Below are 13,394 nucleotides of genomic sequence, written 5' to 3'. Positions count from 1 at the left end.
AGGCTGGCCGGTAAACGAAAAAAGCCACCTTAAAGGTGGCTTTTGTGGTTATATTTTGGTTGATTAGTTTACGAAACCAGTTCTTGGTCCTCCACTAGCGAAAACTGTTCTCATACGAGCTTTCTGACCTTCAGAGAACATATACATACAAGCATCATTAGTGTAATCCATGTAGTTCATAGTCATATCTGTAGATCTACAGTTAACAGTAGGGTAAGAAGGACAGCTGTAGTTTGGTCCATCAGAAGAAGGAGTATCTGCAACGAAATCATCTTGTCTACATCTTCCATCACCCCAGATATGACGAAGGTTTAGGTAATGTCCCACTTCGTGAGTCGCTGTTCTACCTTTGTTAAATGGAGCTGCAACATATCCAGTAGTTCCGAAATACTGAGGAGAGATTACTACACCATCAGTTGAAGCCGGTCCACCAGGAAATTGTGCATATCCAAGGATACCACCACCAATGTTACAAATCCAGATGTTTAAAGTATTAGAAGGAGAGGTTGGAGGGTATGCATATTTCATAGCATCACTTGTTCCCCATTCAGATCTTGAGTCACTATATCTGTTTACTCCAGCTAGGCTAAAAGTTATTTCTGAATCGGCAACCAATCCAGCAAATTCACTAGGTACATTCCCGGCATCATTGTTTGAAGCTCTGAAGTCCTCATTCAAAACAGAAATCTGGGAGTTAATTTGAGCATCAGAAATATTTTCCTGAGAGTTGCTGTAAATTACGTTAACCACAACTGGAATATCTACAATTCCAAGATTATCACCTACTGGCGGCTCGGTTGTTCCACCACCACCAGATCCAGGTTTCCCTTTAGCGTTGGTACTTTTTGCTAAAATAGAACGCGTATTCTGTTCTACGTCGTACATTTTTTTGTGTAAACCTGGATTCTCGTTCAATAAACGATTAAGGTTTCTCATTGAGTAACACTTCGTTTTGTCATCTTCAGTCTTTTTGCCGTCTGCCTCAGCATCTGTGTAAAGATAAAAATCACTCATGTCTACCTGAGCTACTTCCTGGTCAACACTGTTTTCTGTAGGATCTTGCTCACAAGAAGCAAATAGGAAGGCCATAGCTGCCATTCCAAGAAAAACTTTTTTCATAATGTTAAGTTATTGTTTGATTTAGAGCCAATATATCTAAATATTTAGAAACAATTAACGATAACTAAAGGAATTTGTAACATTATTGAAACAATTAGTATAAAAATAAAAAAACCACCCTTTTGGGTGGTTTTTCTCAGTTTAAAAGAATGTTTCTAAAAACAGTATTTGTTTTCAGAAGTTAATTTCTCTGCAATCGTATTCCGAAGTGCCACAATATTAGGCAGATTCGTATATTTAGTATATCTCTTAAGACCCATAAGCATCATACGTTGCTCGTCTCCTTCAGCAAAAGAAGCAATTCCCTCTTTCGCCTTTGTATTCACAGTATCAACTGCATGATAAAGATAAAGTTTAGCCATGGCGATCTGTTCCTTCTGGGTATCTACTCCAAATCTCTTGGCATTTTTCTCTGCTCTAAGAATTCCAGATTCAGCCATATAGACTTCTATTAGAATATCTGATGCAGCTAATAATAATTGCTGATGCTCTTCTAGTTGCGGACCGAATTTCTGTACTGCACTACCTGCAACCATCAAGAAAACCTTTTTCAGTTTACCGATCATTTCCTTCTCTTCAGCGAACAATTCAGAATAATCTGGTTTGTCCATGGAAGGAATTCCAGTAAGCTCATCTGCTACTTTCGTTGCTGGCCCTAGTAGGTCAACATGTCCTTTCATTGCTTTCTTAACCAACATTCCTACAGATAACATTCTGTTGATCTCGTTGGTTCCTTCGTAGATTCGAGCAATTCTGGCATCTCTCCAGGCAGATTCCATTGGAGTATCTGCAGAGAATCCCATTCCTCCGAACACCTGGATACCTTCATCAGCACAATTCTGAACATCTTCTGAACATGCAACTTTCAGAATAGAACATTCGATCGCGTATTCCTCAACACCTTTAAGTTCAGCATCTGCATGTGAACTACCTTCTTCCAGTCTAATATTTATACGATCTTCGATATTCTTAGCCGCACGGTAAGACGCTGCTTCTCCAACGTATGCTGAAGTAGCCATTTCTGCAAGCTTAGATTTAATAGCTCCGAATTTTGCAATAGGCGTATTGAACTGAACTCTGTCATTTGCGTATTTAACTGAAAGATCTGTTACACGACGTTGCGCATCTAAAGAAGCTGCAGCAAGTTTTATACGACCTACATTTAAGGCGTTCATTGCGATCTTAAAACCATTTCCACGGTCTGAAAGCATATTCTCTACTGGCACCTTGGTTTCATTAAAGAAAACCTGGCGGGTAGAGGAGGAGTGAATTCCTAATTTCTTTTCTTCCTCTCCAAAGCTAATCCCATTACCTTCTTCGTTCTCTACGATAAAACCGGTAATGTTCTTATCATCTTCAATTCGTGTGAATACTATGAAAACATCTGCAAAACCAGCATTAGATATCCACATTTTCTGTCCGCTTATAGAATAAGACTTTCCATCTTCTGAAAGGACAGCTTTGGTTTTTCCTGAATTTGCATCAGATCCAGCACCCGGTTCTGTAAGACAGTAAGCTCCAAACCACTCACCAGTAGCTAATTTTGGTACGTATTTTTTCTTCTGCTCTTCGTTACCATATAGGGTGATTGGCATTGTTCCAATTCCTGTATGTGCTCCGAAAGCAGTAGCTACAGATCCTGTAGCACCAGATATATAGTCACAAACAAGCATCGTAGATACGAAGCCCATCCCTAAACCGTCATACTCTTCAGGCACAGCAACACCTAGAAAACCAAGTTCTCCAGCTTTACGCATTACCTCTTCAGTTAGAGCATAATTTTTCTTTTCAAATTCTTCTTTATGAGGCCAGATCTCGCGCTCTACAAATTCCTGAACGGAATCACGCATCATTTTCTGTTCCTCATTAAAATCTTCCGGCGTGAAAACGTCTTCACTTTTAGTTTCCTTCACAAGAAACTGTCCACCGCGAAGAAGATCTTTTTTAGTTGTATCTGTACTCATTATAATTTTAATATTGACAGTAAACCTGCCTGTTAGTTAATTTACTAGTTTAAAAATTCGAAAACTCCAGCAGCGCCCTGTCCAGTTCCAACACACATTGTTACCATACAATGCTTGTTCTTAAGGTCACGCTTACGCATTTCATCAAATATCTGGACTGATAGTTTTGCTCCTGTACATCCCAGTGGGTGTCCCATTGAGATCGCTCCACCGTTTACATTTAGTTTGTCTTTATCCAGACCAAGTTCCCGAATTACAGCCAACGATTGCGAAGCAAATGCTTCGTTCAATTCGATAAGCTCCAGATCATCCTGTTTCAAGCCAGCTTGTTTTAAAGCCTTCGGAATAGCATGAACCGGTCCAATACCCATAATTCGAGGTTCAACACCCACTGCGGAATAACTTACCATTCTAGCAATTGGCTCAAGATTCAGTTCCTTAACCATGTCTTCGCTCATTACCATTACGAAGGCAGCACCATCACTCATTTGTGATGAATTACCTGCAGTAACACTTCCGCCTTCAGCAAAAACAGGTCGTAATTTATTGAGAACTTCTACTGAAGTATCCTTTCTAGGGCCTTCATCCTTATTTACGGTATAAGACCTTGTCTTCTTTTTACCATCTTCAACATAAGTCTCATCAATGGTAATTGGAACTATCTGATCCTGAAAACGATCTTCCTGCTGAGCTTTGATAGCTTTCTGGTGAGAATCGTATGCAAACTGATCCTGATCTTCCCGGGAAACATTGTATTTATTAGCTACCGCTTCCGCAGTAAGTCCCATTCCCCAGTAATAATCTTCATTACCTGCTTTCGCAACCTCATAATCTGGCACCGGCTTATAACCTCCCATTGGGATGTAACTCATACTTTCTGCACCACCTGCGATCACGCAATCTGCCATTCCCATCTGGATTTTAGCAGTTGCAATCGAAATCGTTTCCAGTCCTGAAGCACAATATCTATTTACGGTCATCCCTGGAACGTCTTCGATCTTTAATCCCATCAAAGAGATCAATCTACCTACGTTCAATCCCTGTTCTGCTTCTGGCATAGCATTACCAACCATGACATCATCGATACGAGTCTTGTCAAAATCTGGTAACTTATCCATCATATACTGGATGGTTTCTGCAGCAAGTTCATCAGGTCTTTTAAATCTAAAAACACCTCTGGGAGCTTTCCCAACTGCTGTTCTGTATGCTTTAACTATATATGCTGTTTTCATTTTATACATTTTAATTGTTAGAACTTGACTTCCTGCTTAGTTTCTTAAAGGTTTTCCTTTTTTCAACATATGCTGAAGGCGTTCCAGCGTTTTTCTCTCCCCGGTTAAGGATAGGAATGCTTCTCTTTCAAGATCAAGTAAATATTGTTCACTAACCATCTGGCTGGATGATAGATCTCCACCGGCCATCACATATGCTAGTTTATTTGCGATCTTGTGATCATGCTCGCTAATATATTTACCTGCAGCCATCTGGTCTGTTCCAACCATAAATGCTCCAAGCGCCTGCTTACCTAGCACCTTGATATCTGTACGTTTGATAGGCATGGTATATCCATTTTCTGCCATTAACAACGCATGTTTCTTCGCGATCGCCAATTGTCTGTCTGGATTGATCACTACAATATCTTTTCCTTTCTGAAGAATATTGAGATCGTATGCTTCGTATGCTGAAGTAGATACTTTTGCCATTCCAATGGCCAGGAAATTTTCTCTTAGTCGGTTTAACTCCACATCATCCTTCTCAAAAGTATCAGAAGCACGGAGTGTCATTTCCTTAGTTCCACCACCACCTGGTATTACTCCAACACCAAATTCTACGAGTCCGGTATAGGTTTCTGCTGCAGCAACAACTTTATCAGCATGAAGTGAAAGTTCACAACCACCACCCAGTGTCATCCCATGTGGTGCAGCTACTGTTGGAATAGAGGAGTAGCGCATTCTCATCATGGTATCCTGGAAATACTTGATCGCCATGTTCAATTCTTCATATTCCTGCTCTACGGCCATCATGAAGATCATTCCAATATTTGCTCCTACAGAAAAGTTCTTTCCATCGTTCGCCACTACAAGACCCTGATAATCTTTTTCAGCAATATCTATGGCTTTATTTATTCCATCCAGAACATCACCTCCAATAGAATTCATTTTACTTCTGAATTCAACATTAAGGATTCCGTCACCAAGATCTTCCACTACAACTCCGCTGTTCTTGAATACTTCTTTAGATTCACGAATATTATCAAGAATTATAAATGAATCCTGACCAGGAACTTTAGTTTGCTTCTTGTCATCGATATTATAATAGTAAGTATTACCATCTTTTACACTGTAGAAGCTTTTGCTTCCATTATCCACCATTTCACTTACCCAGGCTGCAGGTTCATAACCTTCAGCTTTCATCATTTCAATACCTTTTTCAACACCAATAGCGTCCCAGATCTGGAATGGTCCATGTTCCCATCCAAAACCAGCTTTCATGGCATCATCGATCTTGTATAACTCGTCTGAAATTTCAGGAATACGATTCGACACATAAGCGAATAGTGCTGAGAAATTCTTTCTGTAAAAATCACCGGCTTTGTCTTTTCCTTTGATCAATACTTCGAAACGATCTGCTACATTATCGATAGACTTGGTCATTTCAAGAGTTGCAAAAGACGCGCTTTTACGATCTCTGTAATCCATGGTATCAAGATCAAGAGATTTGATCTCACTTGAACCATCTTTATTTTTTATCTTTTTATAGAATCCCTGGCCAGTTTTACTTCCCAGCCACTTGTTCTCCATCATGGTGTCGATAAAACCTGGTAAAGCAAATAAATCATGCTGCTCATCATTTGGAACATTCTCATGAAGTCCGTTTGCAACGTGCACTAGAGTATCCAAACCTACAACGTCTACCGTTCTAAAGGTAGCCGACTTCTGGCGTCCTATAACGGGACCAGTAAGCTTATCAACTTCTTCAATGGTCATTCCCATATCCTTCACGGTGTGGAATAAGCTCATAATAGAGAAGATACCAATTCTATTACCAATAAATGCAGGAGTATCTTTTGCTAATACAGCATTTTTCCCAAGGAATTTTTCACCATACATTTTCAGGAATTCCAAAACTTCAGAAGAAGTTTCTTTTCCTGGAATGATCTCGAATAATCTTAAATATCTTGGTGGATTAAAGAAGTGAGTTCCGCAGAAATGCTTTTTAAAATCATCAGATCTTCCATCGGTCATGAAATTGATAGGAATACCTGAAGTATTTGAAGTTATAAGAGTTCCTGGTTTTCTGTGCTTTTCAAGGTTTTCAAACACCTGTTTTTTAATGTCCAGACGTTCTACAACAACCTCAATGATCCAGTCTACTTCTGAAACTTTTGAAATATCATCTTCCAGGTTACCAGTAGTGATACGGTTTACGAAGTCCTTATGATAAATTGGAGATGGTTTGGATTTTACTGAAGCCGTTAAAGCATCATTCACGATCCTGTTTCTAACCACTTTGTCATCAAGACTAAGACCTTTTTTCTGTTCTTTTTCATTGAGCTCACGGGGAACGATATCAAGTAGAAGTACTTCTACTCCGATATTTGCAAAGTGACATGCGATACCACTTCCCATAATACCGGACCCAATAACTGCAACTTTATTAATCCTTCTTTTCATTATTTGATTTTTATGGTTCAAAAAAACCAAACCTATTAGGCCTGGTTTATTATTGTTTTACACTAATTTCTTCAGTATATATTTTCTTCTCACTAATAAGACCAGTGATCGTATTTGCCACCTGTATAAAAGTTTTAAGATCCCTATCGCTCACATTTTCTTTTACAGACTCATCGAATCTCAAAACTACTCTCTTAGAATAATCGCGCATTTCTTTTCCGAAATCTGTTAAATAGATAAGCACGCTACGTCCATCATGTGGATTGCGTTTTCTTTCTATTAAACCTTTTTCTTCCATAGTTTTCAAAATTCGCGAAAGGCTGGTAGCTTCCATTCCCATTTTTGGACCCAATGAGGTAGATGGGGTTCCTTCTTCCGGATCTATACTCAATAAGGCAAAACCTGTAGCCATCGTACTTCCAGCCTTACCTGCTTCTTCATTATACATTTTAGAAACAGCCATCCAGGTGGCACGTAAAACATAATCTATGGTTTTCTCCTTCATGGGGGATTTTGGATTGATTCCAAAGTTAGGAAAAAATATTATGCATGCATAATAAAATGTCTTTAAAAATACTAATATGTTGTTTTAATGCTATTTAAATTCCTAAAACCAAAAAACTCCCCGGTAGATGGGGAGTTTTCATTAGCATATTCTTAATGGTAGATTAGAATCTACCGTATAATTTTTCGTAAAGATCCTGATATCGGTCACGAATATTACGTCGCTTTAGCTTCATAGTAGGAGTAAGGTGTTCATCTTCTACAGTCCATGGTTCCGGAGTTAATTCAAATGTCTTGACTCTTTCCCATTTCCCGAATTTCTGGTTGTAGAAATCTACTTCTTCCTGAATACGTTCACGTACCATATTGTTTCGTGATATATCTGCAGGATCACCTGAGCCAAGATCGATATTCTTTCTCTGCGCCCATTCAGTAATAAATTCGTAATTCGGCTGGATCAAAGCTGCCGGCATTTTCTCACCATCTCCAACAACCATGATTTGCTCAATGAATCTTGATTGCTTCATGGTATTTTCAATAAGCTGCGGAGCAACATATTTTCCTCCAGATGTTTTGAACATCTCTTTTTTACGATCTGTGATCTTAAGGAAACCATCTTTATCGATCTCTCCAATATCACCTGTATGGAAAAATCCTTCAGAATTAATTACTTCTCTGGTCTTTTCTTCATCCTTATAGTAACCTTTCATTACGTTAGGCCCTTTTGTCAGAATTTCTCCGTCTTCAGCAATTTTAACTTCTACATTATCAAGAACTTTTCCAACAGTACCAATTCTGAAACCTCCATTGCGTTCATCATTCACTGCGATTACTGGAGATGTTTCTGTTAGACCGTAACCTTCCATTACCGGAATTTCAGCAGCAGCGAAAACTCTGGCGAGTCTTGGTTGCAATGCTGCACTTCCAGATACGATAAGGTCTATATTTCCACCCAAACCTTCTTTCCATTTGGAAAATATAAGTTTACGGGCAAGTTTTAGTTTTGTTTCGTACCACCAGCCGTTCTGTCCGTATGGTTCATATTCAAGTCCAAGCTCTACAGCCCAGTAAAATAATTTTTGTTTCACGCCACCTAGTGCAGTTCCTTTAGCGATGATCTTGTCATATACTTTTTCCAGCAATCTTGGTACCGCGGTAATTACGTGTGGCTTAACCTCTTTCAGGTTATCGCTTATCTTTTCGATAGATTCAGCAAAATAAACCGATACCGAATAATACTGGTATAGATAAAGGATCATTCGCTCAAAAATATGGCAAATAGGGAGGAAGCTTAAACCTACGTACGTTCCAGTATCAAAGGGAACACGAGGTGCACTTCCAAGTACGTCACTAACAATGTTCTTATGAGTTAGCATGACACCTTTTGGTCTTCCTGTAGTTCCGGAAGTATAAATTAAAGTAGCCAGGTCATCTTCTGTAACTGCTTTCTTAAGTTTTTCAACTTCATCCTGGTTAGCCTTATCTTCTCCAGATGTTAGTATTTCTTTCCAGTTCTTACAGCCAGCGATCTCATCAAAACTATATACTTCCAATAGGCTGGTCGTAGCTTTAATGCTATTTAGCTTTCCAAGGATCTCTTCATCTGAAACGAAGCAGTAAGTGGCTCCACTATGATTCAAGACATATTCATAATCTTCCTCGGAAATAGTTGGGTAGATTGGTACATTTTGAGCTCCAATCTGAAGAATTCCAATGTCCATTATATTCCACTCAGTTCTATTATTAGTGGAGATAACTGCAATTTTATCATTCGGTTTCACACCAAGTCGAAGAAGTCCCCGACTAATTGCATTCGCCTTATCAATATATTGCTGAGTCGAAACAGTTTCCCATTTTCCATCATATTTAGTAGCAAAAGCAACATCCAGTGGATGATTTTCTAATTGATAGTAAGGAAAGTCAAAAAGACGTTTAATGTCGTTCATGAAAAGGAAAGATTTTAGATATACCTTGCAAAATAGCAATTTTCAAAGCTCATTCAAATCAAATATGATAAAAAAAAATCTTATTGTTTGCGTATTTACTAAAATGTGACCTATAATTACTATCTGTAAAAACTGTTAATTATTCCTTAAACTCTTCAGTATCAATCTAAATTCAGCTTTATCAAATGATTTTTTCCGCTGAAATTTAAATACTTTTCCAATCAAAAAAAATTTGAACATTTCAGTTCAATTAAATTTATTCATCTCTTCTTTGAATATATCAGCGCACTTGTGGATTCGATCTCTACCAGGATAATGCATTTTTCGCTTTTGAATTTATAATCTCAAGGAAGATTATGGATCTTATAGTTTGGGAAAACTGACAGCTACACAGAAGTGTGCTACCGGATTGAAAACAAAAAAGGAACCGAATGGTTCCTCTTTCATATTTTATTTCTCCAGCCATTTTCTGGCATTTACAAAGCCTTCCAGCCACGGTGACACTTCATCCTTGCGTCCATCTGGATAATTTGCCCAGTTCCATTGGAAAGTAGATCGCTCCATATGTGGCATCATTACCAGGTGCCTACCACTTGCATCTGTAAGTGCGGCAGTATTATAATGTGACCCATTAGGATTTGCCGGGTAGCCTTCATAAGCGTACTTTCCAACAATGTTATAACGGTTTTCCTCATACGGGAAACTAAATTTACCCTCACCATGTGCTGCCCATATTCCTAGCGTACTTCCCGATAATGTGGAAAGCATAACAGAATTGTTTTGTGGAATCTCTACGGAAGTAAAATTACATTCAAATTTCTGCGATTCATTGTGCAGCATCTTTGGTTTTTGCTCATGTTCAGCATTGATAAGGCCTAGCTCAATAAACAGCTGACATCCGTTACAAACTCCCAGGCTCAGCGTATCTTCTCTACGGAAGAAATTTTCCAGCGCAGCTTTTGCCTTTTCATTATATAAGAATGCTCCAGCCCATCCTTTTGCACTACCAAGAACATCTGAATTTGAGAATCCTCCAACAGCTGCAATAAAATGTATGTCTTCAAGGTTTTCTCTACCGGAGATCAGGTCGGTCATGTGCACATCTTTCACATCAAAACCTGCGAGGTACATAGCTCTGGCCATTTCCCTTTCAGAATTGGAACCTTTTTCACGAATGATCGCGGCCTTTATACGCGGTTTCTTAGCATCCAGTTCAGGTAATTTTCCGGTAAAATGTTCTGGAAATTTAAATTCTAATGGTTGCTTTTTATAGTTATTGAATCGTTCGGTTGCTTTGTCGATCCCGCTTTGACGCTCATCCAGTAGAAAACTGGTTTTGTACCAGGTATCTCTCAGTTCAGCAATATGAAAATGGAAGTCATCTTCACCAACCTTTATATTTAGCGCTGCACCTTCAGTCGCAACTCCAATTTTATGATATTCTATTCCAAGCTCCTTCATAAAAGCTTCCGCAGTATCATCTTTAGCCTGGAATACGATTCCGCAGTTTTCATTAAAGAACAACTTGATGATATCCTGTTCGCCTAACGAACTTAAATCAAGATCTGCACCCAGATTAATATCTGCAAAGCACATTTCAAGTAAAGTTGTGATCAATCCACCCGAACCCACATCATGACCCGCAGCGATCATATCGCTTTTGATCATGGATTGCATGGCATTAAAGATCTTACTGAAACGCTCGTCGTTCTTTACAGTAGGAGCTTCATCCCCAACTTTATTCAGGATCTGAGCGAAAGTAGAGCCTCCCAGTTTATAATCATCTCCGGAAAGATTGATATAATAAATACTTCCTGAGTTCTTTTTAAGTACCGGTTCTACAACCGATTTAATATTATCACAATGTCCGGCAGCAGAAATTATCACCGTTCCTGGCGACAGAACATCGCCATCTTTGTATTTCTGTTTCATGGAAAGAGAATCCTTTCCGGTTGGCACATTAATCCCAAGAGAAATTGCAAAATCTGAAATTCCTTTTACTGCTTCATAAAGTCTTGCGTCTTCACCTTCGTTATTACAGGGCCACATCCAGTTCGCAGAAAGTGAAATAGATTTAAGTCCTTTTTCTAAAGGAGCCCAGATAATATTCGACAAGGCTTCTGCGATAGAATTACGTGAGCCAGCTACCGGATCGATCAATGCAGAAATAGGGGAGTGTCCAATTGAGGTGGCAACTCCTTCTTTACCATTGTAATCTAACGCCATCACTCCGCAATTGTTTAAAGGCAATTGTAAAGGTCCTGCAGTTTGCTGTTTAGCAACGCGTCCCGATACACAGCGATCCACTTTATTGGTAAGCCAGTCTTTACAAGCAACAGCTTCTAGTTGCAAAACCTGTTGTAAATACTTGTGAATTTTCTCCTGTTGATAATCGATTTTTTTATAATTGCGAGTAATCGTCCTATCTTCCATGATCGTCTTGGGAGAGCTCCCAAACATATCTGCCAGAGCAAGGTCCATTGGTTTATCACCAGATTTCATGCCTTCAAAGGTGAATCTATAATCACCGGTTACGTTTCCAACTTCATACATTGGAGAACGTTCACGATCTGCTACTCTTCTTAAGGTATCGAGATCTTTCTCGCCAATGACCAGTCCCATTCTTTCCTGAGATTCATTTCCAATGATCTCCTTAGCAGAAAGAGTTGGATCACCAACAGGTAAACTATCCAGATCTATCTTTCCACCTTTTTCTTCTACCAATTCACTCAAACAGTTCAGGTGACCACCGGCGCCATGATCATGAATGGAAACAATCGGGTTGTGTTTGCTTTCTACCATTCCGCGAACAGCATTTGCAGCTCTCTTTTGCATTTCCGGATTGGAACGCTGTATGGCATTTAATTCTATACCACTGCTAAATGCACCAGTATCTGCTGAGGAAACGGCAGCGCCACCCATTCCAATTCTATAATTTTCTCCACCAAGAACAACGATCTTGTCATTTTCTTCAGGAATATCCTTTAATGCCTGATCCTTTTTTCCGTAGCCAATACCACCGGCAAGCATGATTACTTTGTCGTAACCTAGAGAGCGATCGTGTTCGCTATGTTCGAAGGTAAGTACAGATCCTGAAATTAGTGGCTGACCAAATTTGTTACCAAAATCTGAAGCTCCATTAGATGCTTTTATTAAAATGTCCATTGGAGTCTGGTACAACCATTCTCGTTTTTTCATTCCATTTTCCCATGGTCGATCTTCTTCAAGTCTTGAATAGGAGGTCATATAAACTGAAGTTCCTGCTAAAGGAAGCGAACCTTTACCACCAGCAAGCCTGTCCCTGATTTCTCCACCACTACCAGTCGCTGCTCCGTTAAATGGTTCCACGGTTGTAGGGAAATTATGAGTTTCAGCTTTTATGGAAATAACGGATTCAAAGTCCTTTATTTCATAATATTCCGGAACATCAGGAGCTTTGGGAGCAAATTGTTCAACTATAGGTCCGTTTATAAACGCGACGTTATCCTTGTATGCTGAAACAATTTCGTTCGGATTCTCTTCGGAAGTTTTTCTAATTAATTTGAAAAGAGATACTGGTTTCTCCTCGCCATCAATAACAAAAGTTCCATTAAAGATCTTGTGTCTGCAATGTTCTGAGTTCACCTGGGAAAAACCAAAAACTTCAGAATCTGTAAGCTTTCGATCCAGTTTTACTGAAAGATCTTCCAGGTATTTAACTTCTTCAGCATTCAATGCTAAACCCTCCTGTTTATTATAGGCTGCGATATCATCGATCTCTATAATTGGCTTAGGCTCAACATGAATATCAAAAATTTCTTGATCGAGTTGCTTATATTTCTGAGATAACATTGGATCAAAATCAGAGAAATGTTCATCAACCTTTAGAAATTCCTCGATTCTAATGATTCCGGTAATCCCCATATTTTGAGTGATCTCTACAGCATTCGTACTCCAGGGAGTGATCATTGCGGCACGTGGACCAACAAAAAAATCTGCCAGAGCAGATTTATTTATTTGAAGAGTATTTCCAAAAAGCCAGTTTAGTTTTGAAATAGACTGAGCAGAAAGGTTGGAATGCGTTTCAACCGCAAAAACCTTGGTAGTTTGATTTCCGAAGAAAAGGATCATGTAAGTTGTGTTTGTGTTGTTTTGAACAGGACACAAATTTAAGATTTTTTCTGCTCTAGTTTGAAAGTTTAGAAAAG

General features: G+C 39.0%; 7 protein-coding genes. All 7 read right to left on the bottom strand.

The features are described from left to right. Positions 1-63 precede the first annotated feature (63 nt). The 7 genes from JM79_RS09570 to purL all read right to left on the bottom strand — a co-directional run bounded on the left by JM79_RS09570 (position 64) and on the right by purL (position 13,317). Positions 64-1,119, bottom strand: a complete 1,056-nt coding sequence (locus JM79_RS09570; protein ID WP_141877933.1) for a zinc metalloprotease — start codon at positions 1,117-1,119, stop codon at positions 64-66. 155 nt (positions 1,120-1,274) lie between these two features. Then, entirely contained in the window at positions 1,275-3,083 is a 1,809-nt protein-coding gene (locus JM79_RS09565) for an acyl-CoA dehydrogenase family protein (protein ID WP_141877932.1), read from the bottom strand. A gap of 44 nt (positions 3,084-3,127) precedes the next feature. After that, positions 3,128-4,315, bottom strand: coding sequence for an acetyl-CoA C-acyltransferase (locus JM79_RS09560; RefSeq protein WP_141877931.1), 1,188 nt, complete (start codon positions 4,313-4,315; stop codon positions 3,128-3,130). 36 nt (positions 4,316-4,351) lie between these two features. Next, on the bottom strand, positions 4,352-6,757 hold the full coding sequence (locus JM79_RS09555; protein WP_141877930.1) for a 3-hydroxyacyl-CoA dehydrogenase/enoyl-CoA hydratase family protein: 2,406 nt from the start codon (positions 6,755-6,757) through the stop codon (positions 4,352-4,354). A 49-nt stretch (positions 6,758-6,806) separates the two neighbouring features. Next, complete coding sequence (locus JM79_RS09550; protein ID WP_141877929.1) at positions 6,807-7,262, bottom strand: MarR family transcriptional regulator; 456 nt, start codon at positions 7,260-7,262, stop codon at positions 6,807-6,809. Between the two features lie 163 nt (positions 7,263-7,425). Continuing rightward, positions 7,426-9,207 carry an AMP-dependent synthetase/ligase gene (locus JM79_RS09545; RefSeq protein ID WP_141877928.1) on the bottom strand — a complete coding sequence of 594 codons (1,782 nt, stop codon included), beginning with the start codon at positions 9,205-9,207 and terminating at the stop codon, positions 7,426-7,428. A gap of 450 nt (positions 9,208-9,657) precedes the next feature. Continuing rightward, on the bottom strand, positions 9,658-13,317 hold the full coding sequence (purL, locus tag JM79_RS09540; protein WP_141877927.1) for a phosphoribosylformylglycinamidine synthase: 3,660 nt from the start codon (positions 13,315-13,317) through the stop codon (positions 9,658-9,660). Between the last annotated feature and the right edge of the window lie 77 nt (positions 13,318-13,394).

Origin of the sequence: Gramella sp. Hel_I_59 (assembly GCF_006714895.1) — a bacterium.
GTDB lineage: Bacteria > Bacteroidota > Bacteroidia > Flavobacteriales > Flavobacteriaceae > Christiangramia.
This window is presented reverse-complemented; position numbering and strand designations above follow the sequence as displayed.